Raw genomic sequence first — 15,157 nt, 5'->3', positions numbered from 1 at the left:
GTCATTCGGGAAACCGCGGGTCGGTGCCGACCGGGCGATAGCGGCGGTCGTAATCCCCCGCGTAAAGGCGACTTTCGTCGAAACCGGTCGCAGCAAGCGCATGGCCCACCAGGATCAGGGCTGTCCGCTCGCCCACCCCGATCGCCGGGTCCAGCGTCGCCAGCGTGGCTCGGATCACCCGCTGTTCCGGCCAGGATGCGCGAAACACCACCGCAACCGGGCAATCGGCACCATACTGCGGGATCAGCCGGGCCGTCACTTCGTCCAGCAGATGCACCGAAAGATGGATGGCCAGCGTGGCACCGGTTGCGGCAAAGTTCTCAAGGCTTTCGCCCTCTGGCATTGCCGATGCGCGCCCCGACGTGCGCGTCAACACCAGCGATTGCGCCACCCCGGGGAGCGTCAGCTCGGCCTCCAGCGCGGCGGCGGCGGCGGCAAAGGCTGGCACGCCGGGGGTCACGTCAAACGGGATGTCCATCGCGCGCAGGCGGCGCAACTGTTCCCCCATCGCAGACCAGATCGACAGATCGCCTGAGTGCAGCCGCGCCACGTCCTGACCTTGCGCGTGGGCCGCTGCGATTTCAGCAATAATGTCATCCAGGCTGAGCGAGGCCGTGTTCACGATCCGCGCGCCGGGCGGGCAATGCGCCAGCAGCGCGTCGGGCACCAGACTGCCCGCATAAAGGCAGACCGGGCAGGCGGCGATCAGGTCGCGGCCGCGCAGGGTGATCAGATCGGCCGCGCCGGGGCCTGCGCCGATGAAATGCACGGTCATGGGTGCGCTCCGTTGCTGAGGGCCATTGCACAGGTTGCCATGCCGTCGGGAGAGGTCATGCGCCCGACGATCAGCGTGGCGTCCGGGCCTGCCCCCGAAAGGGCGGCAGCCTCGGCGACCGATCCGGTGCCGAACATCGCTTGCACGCGCGGCGACCGGGTTGGGGTTGCAACACCGGCCACCGGCACCGCCAGTACAACCAGACCACGCTCGATTGCGAGAGCGCTCAACGCCGCAGCCCCGGCTTTGCTTGTCGCTGTCGCCAGCGCGGTGGCAGGCCCGCCCGCCTGTTCGACCAGCCCCAAGGCCGCGCGAAGGGCCACCAGCGGCGCGCCGTCGCGAAATCCGAACCCAGCGACTTTCATGCCGTCACACTCCATTGCACAATAGGGCGTGCTGCGTGCCAGCCCCTGAAGGCCCCCAGCGGCACAGCCTCGGCCAGATCAATCCGCAGCAGGCTGCCGCCGTGGCGGGTGTGGCGCGCGGCAAGCACCGCCTCGCCCTCCAGCGTCACTGCGTTGGCAATCAGCCGGGCACCGTCGGGCAGCATCGACCACACTGCGTCGTGCAGGCAAGCATCACCACCTCCGCCGATGAACACCGCATCCGGGTCTGGCAGATCGGCAAGTGCGGCCGGGGCGTCGCCCTGCACGACAGACAGCCGATGCGCCAGCCCAAAGGCTTCAGCGTTGTGGCGGATGTTGGCGCAGCGATCCGCCCGCTGCTCAATCGCTACGGCGCGACCGCCCGACAGGCACCATTCCACCGCGACAGACCCCGACCCCGCCCCGATGTCCCACAGCATCTGCCCCGGCCTGGGGGCCAGCGCCGACAGCGTCAGCGCCCGTACAGGACGTTTTGTGATCTGGCCATCATGGGCAAAGGCGGTATCAGGCAGACCACTGGCGCGCGACAGCCCGGCATCGCGCGGCAGATCGCAGCCATCCAGGGCCACCGCAACCGGGGCTGCGATGTCGGTCCAGTTTGCCCCCTTGCGCACCCGTTCGTCTGCGCCGCCCATCGCCTCGCACACTGTCATCTGCACCCCGGCAAAGCCGTTGTCCGCCAGCCAGCCCGCCAGTTCGGCCACCGCTGCCGCATCGCGCAGCGTGCAGATTGCCCGCACGCCGCGCGCCATCACCGGTGCGAGCCGCGCAAACGGCGCCGCGTGCAGGCCAAGGCACAGCGTGTCCTCCAGCCGCCAGCCCAGCCGGGCCGCGACCAGCGAAAACGTACCCGCCACCGGGTAGGCCAGCCATTCGTGCGGGGCCAGATGCGCCGCCACCGACCCGCCCGCGCCAAACCAGAACGGATCGCCCGACACCAGCATTGCCACCCGGCGTCCCCGCAGGGCCAGCAACGGAGCCAGATCGAACGGCACCGGCCAGTCGCGCCCCCGCGGCCCGATCTGCACGAGGTCCAGATGCCGGGGCGCCCCAAACACGATCTCGGCCCCCGCCAGCGCGTCACGGCTTGCCAAGGGCAGGCCCGCCAGTCCATCACTGCCCAGACCTATGATCGACAACCACGGATCAGACATGACGCGCATCCTTTTGCTGGGTGGCACGACCGAAGCGGGCGCATTGGCCCGCGCACTGGCAGGTGCGGGCATCGACGCGGTCTATTCCTATGCCGGGCGCACGGCGGCCCCGATGGATCAGCCGATCCCGGTGCGGACGGGCGGCTTTGGCGGTGTGGCGGGATTGGCGCAATTCCTCCACGATCAGCGGATCAGCCATGTGGTCGACGCAACACATCCGTTTGCCGCGCAGATCAGTCAGAACGCCCTTGATGCCTGCGCGCAGGCCCGCGTGCCGCTGGTGGCACTGGAGCGTCCGGCATGGCAAGTGGCCCCGGGCGATGACTGGATCTGTGTGCCCGATCTTCCGGCCGCGGTCGCCGCTCTGCCTGACCAGCCTGCACGGGTATTTCTGGCGATCGGCAAGCAGACGCTGGCGGCTTTCGCGGCCAAACCGCAGCACCACTATCTGCTGCGGCTGGTCGATGCGCCCGATGGCCCGCTGCCGTTGCCGGACGCCGTGGCCGTGGTCGCGCGTGGCCCGTTCGATGTTGCGGGAGACCTTGATCTGCTGCGGGCGCACCGGATCAGCCATATCATCGCCAAGAACGCGGGTGGGGCAGGGGCCGAGGCCAAGCTGATTGCCGCCCGCGCGCTGGGCCTGCCGGTGATCTTGATCGACCGGCCCGATTTTGACCAGCGCGTGTTGCCCCCGCGCCATGTGCTTGGGTCGGTGGCGCAGGTGATGGCCTGGCTGGGTCATGCGGGCACCGAGCGGGGGGTGTAGATCCAGCGCCCGATCCGGCGGGTGGCGGCATTTCCAACGATCACGACTGTACGCATGTCGGCCATCTCAGGCACGGCTTCGGCCAAGGTGACGGTGCTCAGGGCTTCGTCGGGGGTTGAAACCGCGCGCGCAAACAGGATCAGCCGCGCCGGCTCGCAAGTCTCGCGCAGCACATCGAGCACGTGGCCGAATTGATGGGGTCGAGAGTTCGATCGCGGGTTGTAAAATGCCATCGCAAAGCCGCCAAGCGCTGCATGGCGCACCCTGCGTTCCACCTCGGACAACGGTTTGAGGTTGTCGCTCAGGTTGATCGCGCAAAAATCATGGCCCAGCGGCGCGCCCGCCCGCGCCGCTGCCGCCAGCATCGCGGTGATGCCGGGCAGGATGCGAATGTCGGTCGCATCGGGGTTTCCGCGCGCGTCGATCGCTTCGAACAGGGCCGAGGCCATCGCAAATACGCCCGGATCGCCTGACGACACGATCACCACCCGCCGTCCCGCCGCCGCCAGATCGAGCGCGAGGCCCGCCCGGTCCAGCTCCACCCGGTTGTCAGACGGGTGCAACACAAGCCCCGGACGCGGTGCCACCCGCGCCACATAGGGAAAATAGCCCACCACATCGGTCGCCTCGGCCAGCGCAAGGGAAACTTCGGGCGTCACCTGCGCCTCTGCTCCGGGGCCAAGGCCCGCGACAGTGACCCAACCGGTCATTCCTCGCCCCCTGCAACGGGTCTGCGACCCCGGCCATGCACCAGCACAATGGCAAAATACGGGCAATCGGCGGCCTCGACCTCTGCCAGCCGCGCGATGCGCTGGCCCGGCATCGTGCCGCGTTCCACCAGCCAGGCGTCGTCCAGCCGCCCTGCCTGCGCCAGCGCCCGGCGCACCCGCGGCAGGTTGCGTCCGGTCTTCATGATCACCAGCGCGTCGGTGCCCTGCATGTGGCGGGCCAGATCCGCCTCGGGCAGGGTGCCCATCAACACGGTCAGCACGTCATCGCCCCAGGTGATCGGCACGCCGACCGCGTTCCAGCAGCCGACCATGCCGGGAATGCCGGGGATCACCTCGACTGCCACCTGATCCTTGAGCCGAACATAAAGGTGCATGAATGACCCGTAAAAGAACGGATCCCCCTCGCACAGCACCACCACATCGGTGCCCGCCGCTGCCAGTGCTTGCAACCGCGCAGCCCAATCATCATAGAACGTGGCCAGCAGGTGTATGTATGCCTGGCTATCGAACGGCAGTTCGGTGGTGACGGGATATTCCATTGCCATCTCCCGCACATCCGCCCGCAACATGCCGTCCACCATGCGCCGTGCCTGACCTTGCCTGCCGGACTTGCGGAAATAGGCCACATGCCCCGCAGCCCGGATCACCCGGTCGGATCGCACCGACAGCAGGTCGGGGTCGCCGGGACCAAGCCCGGCACAGATGATGCGGCCAGCCGTCATTCCGTTTTCCATCGTCATTCGCGCCGACTTGCCAATGCGTTGACAGCCGCGACAGTGATCGCTGATCCACCAAGGCGGCCTTCGACCACCACCGACGGCACAGGTGGGGCCGCAATCAGCGCTGCCTTGGATTCCGCAGCGCCGACGAACCCTACCGGACAGCCGATGATCGCTGCGGGGCGCGGGCAGGTGGGGTCGTCCAGCATGTTCAGAAGGTGAAACAGCGCTGTCGGCGCATTGCCGATCGCCACCACCGCCCCGGCCAGATGCGGCCGCCACAGTTCAACCGCCGCAGCCGACCGGGTGGTGCCAAGCCGGGCGGCAAGCGGGGCCACGGCCTGGTCTTGCAGCGTGCAGATCACCGCATTGTTCACCGGCAGCCGGGTGCGGGTGATGCCCTCGCTGACCATGCGCACATCGCACAGGATCGGCGCTCCCGCCTCCAGTGCCGCGCGCGCGGCGATAGCCATGCCGGGGGAAAAGCGGATGAACCTTTCCAGCCCGACCATGCCCGCGGCGTGGATCATGCGGACCGCGACCACTTCTTCCTCGGGGGTGAAACGGGCAAGGTCGGCCTCGGCGCGGATGATGGCAAAGGATTGCAGATAGATCGTGGCGCCGTCGGTTTCATACTGGTGGATCATCGAAACAGTCCTTCGCTCTCTATCTCGGCGGCCGCAAGACCCGCGGCTTCGGGCAGGTCCTGGGCCGAGCCTTGCCTGATCCGGTCAAAGCCCTTGGCCGTCGCCACCAGCGTGATATCCGCTGCACCCGGATGGGCGCAACCCTTGGCGCAGCCTGTGACGTGAAGGGTTTTGCCAAGTGGCACCTGGTCTGCCAGGCGTCGCGCCAAGGGACGCACTGGCGCATGGGCCTGCAAACACCCCGGCGCGCCAGTGCAGGCGATCACGCGGCGGCGCGGGTCGTCGACGGCTACGATCAAGTCGGGCCTGTCGGGCAGCGCGGTCAGGCCTTCGATCAACAGCATGCGCCAAGGCGTCACGCGCACATTGCCCAACGCTGCCAGTGCCGCCAGCGTTTCGGCCTGTATCTGGCCAAACTCGAACCCAACCAGCGCGCCCATCGGGTGCAACCCTGGACCGTAGGCCGAAGGGGGCGGGGCGGGTGCAGTATCGGCCTGCTCGGGTCGCACGCCGCGCGCGATCAGAGCGGCCATCCGGCCCCGGCCTGCCGTCACCCCACCCGCCGCGACAAACCAGTGCGCCAGATCAACCGCCCGTTGTGCAGCATCTTGCGGCGTCACCGGCGTGCCCAGCGGCACCCCGTCACAGCGCAGGATCAGACCTCCCGCTGCGCAACGCTCCAGCCGGATGTCGGCTGACACAGCCTGCAGAACAGGTGCAGGCCCCGTATCCACCGCAAATCCGAATTTCCCTGGCAGCACAGGCCCTTGCGTCAACTCTGCCGCCAAGCGACGGGCGAGGCTACTGGTTGTGGCATCGGCAAACGGTGTCACCATGATGGCACGCCTGGCCTCGGTCGCAGCATCAGCGTCGATCAGGTCGAGCGCGCGCAGATCCTCGATCAGCCCCGGATGGCTGGCCTGCGTAACGCCCCGCACTTGCACATTGCCGCGCGACGACAGATCAATCAGCCCATTGCCGTGCGTTCGGGCGGCTTTGGCGATCCCGGCGGCTTGTGTGCGGGTCAACCGCCCGGCATCCGGGCGGATCCGCACCACCAACCCATCGCCCGACAGCATCGGGCGCAGCGCGCCGGGGCACCAGCCCTGCACCACAAACTCCGAAGCGCCAGTCATGGCGTCACCAGTGAGGCTGCAATCGAGTTGCGCCGCGTCACCCACAGTCCGGCCTCGGCCAGCCTTTGGAACAGGTCTTGCACCGCCGCCAACGCCCCCGGATTGGCGATGGCCATGAAATCCACCACCTCCGGCCGGCCCAACGTTGCGTCGTGGTACAGGTCGAACAGATGCGCTGGAACCACCCCCGCCAGATGCGCAAAAGCGGCCATGTGGTCCAGCGTCGCGGCAATCTCGGCGGCCCCGCGAAAGCCGTGCGCCATCATGCCGTCGGCCCAGGCGGGGTTGGCGGCGCGGGCGCGCACCACGCGGGCGATTTCTTCGGTCAGGGTGCGGGCGCGGGGGCGGTCGGCTTGCGTTGCATCAAGGTGGTAAAGCGCGGGTTGCGCCGCCCCCAGTCGGGCCAACGCCGCCGCAAAGCCTGCCTCGTGCGCGGCATAATCGGCGGCCATCAGCACATCGCTTTCCGGCAGATCCTGCGCATGCACAAAGGCATCCGCGCCGCGCAGCCGCGATTCCAGCCCCGCACGGTCGTCGCGGCTGATGCCGTCGGTGCCGATCGCCCAAGAAGACGCGGCCAGCCACGCCTCGCCTGCCGCCGTGCGGGCTTCGGCGCTGAAATCGTCCATCGCGCTGCCCATACCAAGGCCATACTGCCCCGGAGCCGGGCCGAACACCCGCGCGGCGCGGCATGCATAGGGGTTGTCCTGGGCGGCCTCGTCGCGCGCGGCCAGCGCTGCCGCCCCGGTTTCAAACAGCGCCGCAAGCCCCGGAAACACATCACGAAACAGCCCCGACACCCGCAACGTTACGTCAATGCGCGGGCGTCCCAGCAGCGCCAGCGGCACCACCTCGACCCCCGACACCCGGCCCGATCCCGCATCCCAGATCGGGGCCAGCCCGGCCAGATGCAGCGCCATCGCGAATTCTTCGCCGGCCGTACGCATGGTGGCGCTGCCCCACAGATCGACCACCAGCCCGCGCGGCCAGTCGCCGTGATCTTGCAGGTGTTTGCGCAGCAACTCCTCGGCCAGCTTGACGCCCATGGCATGGGCCGATTGCGACGGCACAGCCCGTGGATCGACGGCGAACATGTTGCGCCCTGTCGGCATCACGTCGCGCCGCCCGCGCGCGGGCGAGCCGGACGGCCCCGGTGCGACCCTGCGCCCCGCCAATGCGGTCAACAGACCCTGGCGTTCGGCATCGCCACAGGCACCGCGCCCCAGCACATGGAGACCCTCGCCGAACTGGCTTTCCTTGATGTCACAGACAAAACGGTCGATCCGGGTGATCGCTTCGGCCAGACTGGCGGTGGCGGGCAGGCCCAGGTCGGCCACGATGCCTGTGCCCTGCGCCTCGGACCTGATATCACCGATCAAGCGGTCGCGGCGTGCTGGGTCCAGACCGTCGGCGGTAGAATATTCGTCCAACAGCCGTTCCAGCCGCTGCAGTGCGGGCGGCACCACGGCACGGATCTGAGGTGGCGGCAGATGGCCCAGCGTGACCGCCCCGATCCGCCGCTTGGCTTGCGCGGCCTCGCCGGGGTCGTTCACGATGAACGGATAGATCACAGGCAGTGTGCCCGTCAGCGCGGCAGGCCAGCACGCACCCGACAAGGCCACGGATTTGCCCGGCAACCATTCCAGCGTGCCATGCGCGCCGATGTGCAGCATGGCATGCAAGCCCTGAGATTGCAGCCACAGATAGAACGCCACATATGCATGGCGCGGGGCGCGCGACAGATCGTGATACTGGGCGTCGCGTTCGCCGGGATCGCCCCGTTCGGGTTGCAGGGCGACCAGGGCATGCCCCCGGTGAAGCGCCGCGAACTGGAACGCTCCCCCGGCGCAGGCGGGGTCATCCTCGGGTTGACCCCAGGCGCTGTGCAGCGCCTCGCGCAAGGGCGCGGGCAGGGTGGTCAGGGCAGCCACATAATCGGCCAGCGGCCAACGCAGGCGGGCGGTCTGCAACTCCGTCAGATCGCTGCCCGCATCGGTGGTATAGCCCGTGTCCGCCAGATCGCCGAGCAGTTGCGTCGTAGAGGCCAGCGCATCCAGCCCCACCGCATGGGCCATCTGATGTGCCTTGCCGGGATAGGTCGACAGGATCACCGCCAGCTTCCGGTCGGCGGCTGGGGTGACGGCCAGCCGGTGCCACGCCTGCACCCGGTCGGCCACCGCATCCACCAGTGCCGCATCGGGCCGGTGGGCAAAGCGCGAGAATTGCAGGTCAACGTCGCGCGGGGCCACCGACTTGAACGACGCAACCCCGGCGAAAAGCCGCCCGTCCACCTCGGGCAGCACGACGTGCATCGCAAGGTCTGCAGGCGACAGACCACGGTCCGATGCGGTCCAGTCCCGCTTGCGTGCGGTGGACAGCGCCACCTGAAACACTGGGCATTCCACCGCGTCAAATGGCGTGCTGCCGTCATCGCCGCGCGCTGAAAATGCGGTGGCGTTGACGATGGCGACCGGCGGTGCGGCCAGCAGATGCGGGCGCAGCCAGTCGGCAAAGCCCGGCACCTTGAGCGAGGGCGCAAACACCCCGCAAGCCGCAAAGCCCCGCGCCCGGAATGCCGCAATCAGCGCGTCGATCGGGGCGGTGTCGGCGGCGGTCAGATAGCTGCGGTAAAAGCTGATCAGCACCAGCGGTGCGGTGTCAGTCTGGCCGGGTATCTGCGCCGTCACCCCCAGCGTCGGGTCATAAAACCCGAATTGCGCCACCCGCTTGTCGCCCGCGACAGGGCCGGCATACAGCCCGGCGGCGAGGCTGAGTTGCGCCAGCGCCGCCTGCGCCGCCACCGCTCCCCCGGCATCGCACAGCTCTTGCAGCCGCCGCAGGGTCGAAACCGGCAGGGTTGATGCCGCATCCAACGCAGGGTCTGCCCGCCCGTCGCCGGGAAGGATGGCCAACGCAATCCCGCGCCGCCGCGCCAGATCTTGCACCGATGCGATTCCATAAGGCCAATAGGCCACCCCGCCGATCAGCCGGATCAGAATGGCCTTTGCCCCTGAAAGGGTACGCTCAACATAGGTATCGACCGACACCGGATGTTTCAGCGCCACGATGTTCTGCAACCGGGTGCTGGGCAGTTTGCCCGCCGCACGCTGCCAGCCCGCCGCAAATGCCCCAAGGTCGCTGTCGGAATACGACAGCACCACCAGATTCGCCGGATCTTGCGCCGGATCATAGGGGGCTGCGGTTTGATCCAAGCCATGGGTTTCACGAAAGACGACGTGCATGATGCGAAATCAGGCCAGCAGAACGCGGCGGATAGCGTCCGCGTCGATGGCGTGATGTTCGCCGATCACCACCAGCTGCGAGACGCGCGCCGCAGTGCCCCACGGGCGGTCGAACTGATGGCGCACCCGTTCGCCCACCGCTTGCACCAGCAGACGCATCGGTTTGCCCGTCACCGCGACATACCCCTTGACCCGCAGCACGTCCTGTTCGCGGGCCAGCGTCTGGATGCGGGCCACAAGTGCGTCGATGTCGGCAACCTCGGGCAGATCAATCACCACGCTGGCGAAATCGTCATGCTCGTGATCCTCGCCGTCGTGGTGGCTGGGGCGCGCGGCAAGATCGTTTTCCGCCGCGGCTTGCAGGCCCAGGATCACGCGGGGGTCGATGATGCCATCGGTCATCGGCAGAATCGGCACGCGGCGCGGGCTTTCGGCCTCGATCACCGCGCGGGCTGTGGCAAGGCCCGCCTCGCCCGCAAGATCGGCCTTGGACAGCAGCACGATGTCGGCACAGGCGATCTGATCCTCGAACACCTCGGACAGCGGGGTTTCATGGTCGATGGCGTCGTCGGCCCGCCGCTGCGCGTCTACCGCCGCCACATCGGGGGCAAAGCGGCCCGCGGCCACCGACTCGGCATCGGCCAGCGCGATCACCCCGTCCACGGTGATGCGCGACCGGATCGCCGGCCAGTCGAACGCCTTGAGCAGCGGTTTCGGCAGCGCCAGCCCCGAGGTTTCGATCAGGATGTGGTCGGGGCGCTGCGGCAGGGCCATCAGCGCCTCGATCGTGGGGATGAAATCATCGGCCACGGTGCAGCAGATGCAGCCGTTGGCCAGTTCCACGATGTTTTCCACCGGGCAATTCACATCAGCACAGGATTTCAGGATGTCGCCATCGACCCCCAACACCCCGAATTCATTGACCAGAATGGCCAGCCGCTTGCCCTGCGGATTTTGCATCAGGTGGCGTATCAGCGTGGTTTTTCCAGCGCCGAGAAATCCGGTGATGATGGTGACGGGGATCTTGGTCAGGTCGGGCGTAGTCAGATCGGGCATGTCAGGACTCCAGCGGGGGAAGACGGGCAATACTTTGCTTGCGGAAAATCACCGGGCGGTCGCGCCAGGGCACCAGCCCGTCGGTCGTGGCGGCATAAAGCCCGGCTCCGCGCAGAATCTCTGGCGCATCGGCGGGCGACATCCGGCCGTAAACATAGGACCAACCGCCGGGTTTTGTCACGGCAACGGTGCAGCCATGATCACAAGCCGACAGACACTCCACCCCGCGCAGCGTGACGCCATCAGGCACCTCGGCGACCGTCAGCGCCGCCATCAGTTGCGCACCGGGGGCCAGCTCGCCCTCGGGCAACGGTTGTCCGGCACGGCAGGTCATGCAGACGTAAAGTATCGCGGTCAAAACAGTCAGCCCTCGGTATGGAACGGGGCATAGCCTGCGGGGCGGGCGACGCGCGCCCACATCCGAAGGTCACGGAACACCCCGTCCGTGCGTTTCAGTTCGATCGCTGGCAGGTCTCCCGGCTTGCGGATATCGGAACCACGGGGGTTTCGGCGCTCTGGCCGCCTTCCCAGCCTTGCGGCCAGTGGCATGGACAGACCTTTCCGGTCACGGTCGCGGGGGCGGCTGCGCTTGGCTTTGCAACGCGAGTGTCGCAAAACTTGTCGCATTCCCTTTTAGCCTGCCATAGGACAGGCACCAGCAATATTGCCCCACCTGTGACACAGGCATGGGCAGAGTCAAGGAAAAGGAAGGGCAAGATGACAGACAGCAGCGACACCCCCCTGACAATCCCGGATGCCGACGTTGCCCAAGCTGAATTGGCCCGTCACGCCGCCAAGATGGCCAAGATCAAAGCCGCACGCGACAAGATGATGGCGGGCAAGGCGGGCGAGAAGGGCCTGATTATCGTGCATACCGGGGCGGGCAAGGGCAAATCCTCATCCGGGTTCGGCATGATCCTGCGCTGTATCGCCCACGGCATGCCCTGTGCAGTGGTGCAGTTCATCAAAGGCGCCTGGGACACTGGCGAGCGGCGGCTGATCGAGGAGAACTTTGCCGACATCTGTCAGTTTTACGCGATGGGCGAAGGCTTTACCTGGGAAACTCAGGATAAGGCGCGCGACATCGCAGCGGCGCGGCGGGGCTGGGAAAAGGCCAAGGAGCTGATCCGGGACCCCGATATCCGTTTTGTGCTGCTGGACGAGATCAACATCGCCCTGCGCTATGACTACCTTGATCTTGACGAGGTGCTGACGTTTCTGCGCGATGAAAAGCCACCCCTGACCCATGTCTGCCTGACCGGGCGCAACGCCAAGGACGCGCTGATCGAGGCGGCGGATCTGGTCACCGAGATGACGCTGGTCAAGCACCCCTTCCGGTCGGGCATCAAGGGCCAGCCGGGCGTGGAGTTCTGACCCCATGGCCGCACTGATGATACAGGGCTGCGGGTCCAACGTCGGCAAATCGATGCTGGTGGCGGGCCTTTGCCGCGCGGCCCGGCGTCGCGGTCTGACAGTAGCCCCGTTCAAGCCCCAGAACATGTCCAACAACGCCGCCGTGACGGTCGACGGCGGTGAGATCGGCCGCGCTCAGGCCTTGCAGGCGCTGGCTTGCGGGATTGACCCGGTCACGGACATGAACCCAGTGCTGCTGAAGCCTGAAACCGATGTGGGATCGCAGGTCATCGTGCAAGGGCGGCGCGTGGCCACCGTGCGGGCGCGCGACTACGCCGCGATGAAGCCCGCGCTGATGGCGTCCGTGCTGGACAGTTTCGCGCGGTTGCGGGCGGGATACGATCTGGTGATCGTCGAAGGTGCGGGCAGCCCGGCCGAGATCAACTTGCGGCCCGGTGACATTGCCAACATGGGCTTTGCCTGTGCGGCGGACGTGCCAGTGGTGCTGGTGGGTGATATCGACCGGGGCGGGGTGATCGCGCAGATCGTCGGCACGCAAGCGGTCATTGATGCCGCAGATGCCGCGATGGTCGCAGGATTTTTAATCAACAAGTTCCGCGGTGATCCGCGTCTGTTTGACGACGGCTATGCGATGATTGAGGCCCGAACCGGCTGGCGCGGTTTCGGCGTGGTGCCGTGGTTTGGTCAGGCCCATCTTCTGCCCGCCGAAGATGCGCTGGACATCGCCTCGGGTCCTGCAGGCGATGGTGTGGTGATCGCCTGCCTGACCCTGTCGCGCATTGCCAATTTCGACGATCTGGACCCGCTGAAAGCCGAACCCGGCGTGCAACTGGTGATGGTGCAGGCGGGGCAACCGATTCCGGCTGCGGCGCGGCTGGTGATCATTCCGGGGTCGAAATCGACGCGCGGGGATCTGGCGTTTCTGCGCGCCCAAGGCTGGGACATTGATCTGGCGGCGCATGTGCGGCGCGGCGGGCATGTGCTTGGCATTTGCGGCGGCTATCAGATGCTGGGCCGGGTGATCGACGACCCCGACGGGATCGAGGGCGCGGCGGGGGCTTCGGCGGGTCTGGGCCTGCTGGACGTGGCGACGGTGATGACGCCGGACAAACGCCTTGCGCGGGTTCAAGCGGTGCATGCGGCCAGCGGGCTTGCGGTGGCGGGGTACGAGATCCACATCGGCCGCACCGATGGCCCTGATTGTGCGCGGGCGTTTGCCCATGTGCAGGACCGGGCCGAGGGGGCGATCAGCGCCGATGGCCGGGTGACCGGCAGCTACCTGCACGGGCTGTTCGCGTCGGATGCCTTCCGCACGGCGTTTCTACACGGTCTGGGGATTGCGGCCCCGCTGCGGTCGCACGGCGCATCGGTCGAGGCGGCGCTGGATGCGCTGGCTGACCACGTCGAGGCGCATCTGGATGTGCCGGGGTTGCTGGCGCTGGCGCGTTGACTCAGGCCAGCGCAGCCGTCAGGCGTTGCCATTCATCTTCCGGGCCCGGCAGGCCAAGGCGCAGCCAGCGGGGGGAGTAGGGGAAGATCCTGCTCCAGATGTGATGGCGGGCCAGCCGGTCGCGGGCGCTGGTGGCGTCTGGCGTGTCATAAAGCCGAAACAGCGCGGTGCCGCCCACACAGGCCCAGCCCGCCCCTTGCGCCAGTCGGTCGGCGCGCACTGCGTCGGCGGACAGTTGCACCCGCATCGCATCGGCCCAGGCGGTGTCGGCCAGCGCCGCCCTTCCGATCTCGATGGCAGGCCCCGCGACGGGCCAAGGCCCGGCCATCCGCGCCAAAGCGTCGATCAGGGGTGGCGCGCCAAATGCAAACCCCAGCCGCAGCCCGGCCAGCCCATAGAATTTGCCGAACGACCGTAGGATCAAAATGTTGGCAGGGCAGGCAAACGGCAACAGCGACAGTGCGGGCTGCGCATCGGCAAAACTTTCGTCCACCACCAGCAGCCCCACGCGTCCGGCCAGCCCGATGAGCGCTTCTGCGCTCCAGCACCGCCCGTCAGGATTGTTCGGGTTGACCACCACAGCCAGATCGGCTCCCGCCAGATCGTCTAGCGCATGACAACCCTGCACGTCCCAGCCGCAGGCGCGCAAGCAGGCGGCGTGTTCGTTGTATGTGGGCACCAACACACCTGCGGTCGCCGCAGGCCGCAGGCGCGGGACCATTTGAATAGCCGCCTGCGCGCCGCCCAGGGCCAACCCTGCCAACCCTGGCGCAGCCCCCCACGCCGCCGCGGCTGCCGCGACCAGCCCCGCTTGCGCGCTATGGGTTGGCAGGCCGCGCCACGCATCTTGCGTCAGCGTGGGCAGCGGATAGGCCCGCCGGTTGATCCCGGTGGACAGATCAATCCAGTCCCCCGCCCCGAACCGCGCGATGGCCGCGTCGATGTTGCCGCCGTGATCTTGGCCGCCATGATCCTCGCCGCCATGATCCCCGCCGACGGTCATTGGGCTGCATCCGGCGCGGTTTGCCCCCAGCGGTCGGCGAAGATCAGATCCGCCAGCGGCAGCCGCCGGGCCCAACCGCGCGCCTGCAACTCGGGCTCTTCATAAAGGGCGTCCACATGGCCCAGACACAGATAGGCCACCGGCACGACAGTTTCTGGCAGACCCAGGATGTCGCGCACTTCTGCCTCGTGAAAGATGCTGACCCAGCCGACGCCGATGCCCTCGGCCCGCGCGGCAAGCCACAGGTTCTGCACGGCGCACACCGTCGAATACAGATCCATGTCGCGATTATGGGTGCGCCCCAAACCCACCGGCCCGCCCCGGCTGCGGTCGCAGGTGATGCACAGGTTCACCGGGGCATCAGTGATGCCTTGCAATTTGATTGACGCGTAAAGCGCGGACCGGTCGGCTGCAAACATCGCCGCGGCTTCTGTATTTGCACGGGCAAAGGCGGCATGCACCTGCGCCTTGACCGTCAGGCTGCGGATCACGATGAAATTCCACGGCTGCATCAACCCGACCGAGGGTGCGTGATGCGCCGCCTCCAACAGGCGGAGCAGGGTTGCGTCATCGACCGGGCGGTCGGTGAACTGGCTGCGTACATCGCGGCGGGTTTCAATCGCGCGGTAAACGGCGGCCTGTTCGGCTGCACTGAACGGTCCCGCAGGCGCGGGGGTAACGGGTGGCTGCATGACAAATCCCCTGTCACGGACACTGA

At 67.5% G+C, this 15,157-nt stretch carries 15 protein-coding genes and 1 riboswitch; of the genes, 3 read left to right on the top strand and 12 right to left on the bottom strand.

What is annotated here, in order from left to right; all coding sequences use genetic code 11:
* Position 1: 1 nt before the first annotated feature.
* Genes cobM through cbiT form a run of 3 tightly spaced genes read right to left on the bottom strand, consistent with a single transcriptional unit; the run spans position 2 to position 2,315 of the window.
* Positions 2-775, bottom strand: coding sequence for a precorrin-4 C(11)-methyltransferase (gene cobM / locus EEB11_RS12515; protein WP_135431866.1), 774 nt, complete (start codon positions 773-775; stop codon positions 2-4).
* A complete protein-coding gene (locus EEB11_RS12510; protein WP_135431864.1) occupies positions 772-1,140 on the bottom strand; it encodes a cobalamin biosynthesis protein in 369 nt (122 codons plus the stop codon). Before EEB11_RS12510 ends, cobM begins: the two co-directional genes overlap by 4 nt.
* Complete coding sequence (gene cbiT / locus EEB11_RS12505; RefSeq protein ID WP_135431862.1) at positions 1,137-2,315, bottom strand: precorrin-6Y C5,15-methyltransferase (decarboxylating) subunit CbiT; 1,179 nt, start codon at positions 2,313-2,315, stop codon at positions 1,137-1,139. Before cbiT ends, EEB11_RS12510 begins: the two co-directional genes overlap by 4 nt.
* Between cbiT and EEB11_RS12500 the strand changes: the two genes are divergently transcribed.
* Positions 2,314-3,081 carry a cobalt-precorrin-6A reductase gene (locus EEB11_RS12500; protein WP_135431860.1) on the top strand — a complete coding sequence of 256 codons (768 nt, stop codon included), beginning with the start codon at positions 2,314-2,316 and terminating at the stop codon, positions 3,079-3,081. The two genes, cbiT and EEB11_RS12500, sit on opposite strands and share 2 nt — an antisense overlap.
* Here EEB11_RS12500 and cobJ read toward each other — a convergent pair.
* The 7 genes from cobJ to EEB11_RS12465 are packed head-to-tail and all read right to left on the bottom strand — an operon-like array spanning position 3,054 to position 10,970.
* Complete coding sequence (gene cobJ / locus EEB11_RS12495) at positions 3,054-3,791, bottom strand: precorrin-3B C(17)-methyltransferase (RefSeq protein ID WP_135431858.1); 738 nt, start codon at positions 3,789-3,791, stop codon at positions 3,054-3,056. The two genes, EEB11_RS12500 and cobJ, sit on opposite strands and share 28 nt — an antisense overlap.
* A complete protein-coding gene (locus tag EEB11_RS12490) occupies positions 3,788-4,534 on the bottom strand; it encodes a precorrin-2 C(20)-methyltransferase (RefSeq protein ID WP_135431856.1) in 747 nt (248 codons plus the stop codon). Before EEB11_RS12490 ends, cobJ begins: the two co-directional genes overlap by 4 nt.
* A 14-nt stretch (positions 4,535-4,548) precedes the next feature.
* Positions 4,549-5,178, bottom strand: coding sequence for a precorrin-8X methylmutase (locus EEB11_RS12485; protein WP_135431854.1), 630 nt, complete (start codon positions 5,176-5,178; stop codon positions 4,549-4,551).
* Entirely contained in the window at positions 5,175-6,314 is a 1,140-nt protein-coding gene (cobG, locus tag EEB11_RS12480; RefSeq protein ID WP_135431852.1) for a precorrin-3B synthase, read from the bottom strand. Before cobG ends, EEB11_RS12485 begins: the two co-directional genes overlap by 4 nt.
* On the bottom strand, positions 6,311-9,556 hold the full coding sequence (cobN, locus tag EEB11_RS12475; protein WP_135431850.1) for a cobaltochelatase subunit CobN: 3,246 nt from the start codon (positions 9,554-9,556) through the stop codon (positions 6,311-6,313). Before cobN ends, cobG begins: the two co-directional genes overlap by 4 nt.
* Before the next feature lie 9 nt (positions 9,557-9,565).
* Entirely contained in the window at positions 9,566-10,612 is a 1,047-nt protein-coding gene (gene cobW, locus EEB11_RS12470) for a cobalamin biosynthesis protein CobW (RefSeq protein WP_135431848.1), read from the bottom strand.
* Between the two features lies 1 nt (position 10,613).
* Positions 10,614-10,970 (bottom strand): DUF1636 family protein, encoded by a 357-nt coding sequence (locus EEB11_RS12465; RefSeq protein WP_135431846.1) that lies wholly within the window; start codon positions 10,968-10,970, stop codon positions 10,614-10,616.
* 91 nt (positions 10,971-11,061) lie between these two features.
* Positions 11,062-11,287: riboswitch (cobalamin riboswitch) on the bottom strand.
* Between the two features lie 42 nt (positions 11,288-11,329).
* Here EEB11_RS12465 and cobO point away from each other — a divergent pair.
* Entirely contained in the window at positions 11,330-11,986 is a 657-nt protein-coding gene (gene cobO, locus EEB11_RS12460) for a cob(I)yrinic acid a,c-diamide adenosyltransferase (protein WP_135431844.1), read from the top strand.
* A 4-nt stretch (positions 11,987-11,990) separates the two neighbouring features.
* Positions 11,991-13,436, top strand: a complete 1,446-nt coding sequence (locus EEB11_RS12455) for a cobyric acid synthase (RefSeq protein ID WP_135431842.1) — start codon at positions 11,991-11,993, stop codon at positions 13,434-13,436.
* A gap of 1 nt (position 13,437) precedes the next feature.
* Here EEB11_RS12455 and cobD read toward each other — a convergent pair whose 3' ends face one another.
* Positions 13,438-14,439 carry a threonine-phosphate decarboxylase CobD gene (gene cobD / locus EEB11_RS12450; protein ID WP_135431840.1) on the bottom strand — a complete coding sequence of 334 codons (1,002 nt, stop codon included), beginning with the start codon at positions 14,437-14,439 and terminating at the stop codon, positions 13,438-13,440.
* A complete protein-coding gene (bluB, locus tag EEB11_RS12445; RefSeq protein ID WP_135431838.1) occupies positions 14,436-15,131 on the bottom strand; it encodes a 5,6-dimethylbenzimidazole synthase in 696 nt (231 codons plus the stop codon). The genes cobD and bluB overlap by 4 nt, the downstream gene beginning before the upstream one ends.
* Positions 15,132-15,157 lie beyond the last annotated feature (26 nt).

The sequence above is a fragment of the Pseudotabrizicola sediminis genome (assembly GCF_004745575.1).
Classification (GTDB): Bacteria; Pseudomonadota; Alphaproteobacteria; order Rhodobacterales; family Rhodobacteraceae; genus Pseudotabrizicola; species Pseudotabrizicola sediminis.
This window is presented reverse-complemented; position numbering and strand designations above follow the sequence as displayed.

Bases quoted from the DNA above. Each gene is read 5' to 3' on its own strand.
- cobM (WP_135431866.1), bottom strand. From the start codon at position 775: ATGACCGTGCATTTCATCGGCGCAGGCCCCGGCGCGGCCGATCTGATC.
- EEB11_RS12510 (WP_135431864.1), bottom strand. From the start codon at position 1,140: ATGAAAGTCGCTGGGTTCGGATTTCGCGACGGCGCGCCGCTGGTGGCC.
- EEB11_RS12500 (WP_135431860.1), top strand. From the start codon at position 2,314: ATGACGCGCATCCTTTTGCTGGGTGGCACGACCGAAGCGGGCGCATTG.
- cbiT (WP_135431862.1), bottom strand. From the start codon at position 2,315: ATGTCTGATCCGTGGTTGTCGATCATAGGTCTGGGCAGTGATGGACTG.
- cobJ (WP_135431858.1), bottom strand. From the start codon at position 3,791: ATGACCGGTTGGGTCACTGTCGCGGGCCTTGGCCCCGGAGCAGAGGCG.
- EEB11_RS12490 (WP_135431856.1), bottom strand. From the start codon at position 4,534: ATGACGGCTGGCCGCATCATCTGTGCCGGGCTTGGTCCCGGCGACCCC.
- EEB11_RS12485 (WP_135431854.1), bottom strand. From the start codon at position 5,178: ATGATCCACCAGTATGAAACCGACGGCGCCACGATCTATCTGCAATCC.
- cobG (WP_135431852.1), bottom strand. From the start codon at position 6,314: ATGACTGGCGCTTCGGAGTTTGTGGTGCAGGGCTGGTGCCCCGGCGCG.
- cobN (WP_135431850.1), bottom strand. From the start codon at position 9,556: ATGCACGTCGTCTTTCGTGAAACCCATGGCTTGGATCAAACCGCAGCC.
- cobW (WP_135431848.1), bottom strand. From the start codon at position 10,612: ATGCCCGATCTGACTACGCCCGACCTGACCAAGATCCCCGTCACCATC.
- cobO (WP_135431844.1), top strand. From the start codon at position 11,330: ATGACAGACAGCAGCGACACCCCCCTGACAATCCCGGATGCCGACGTT.
- EEB11_RS12455 (WP_135431842.1), top strand. From the start codon at position 11,991: ATGGCCGCACTGATGATACAGGGCTGCGGGTCCAACGTCGGCAAATCG.
- cobD (WP_135431840.1), bottom strand. From the start codon at position 14,439: ATGACCGTCGGCGGGGATCATGGCGGCGAGGATCATGGCGGCCAAGAT.
- bluB (WP_135431838.1), bottom strand. From the start codon at position 15,131: ATGCAGCCACCCGTTACCCCCGCGCCTGCGGGACCGTTCAGTGCAGCC.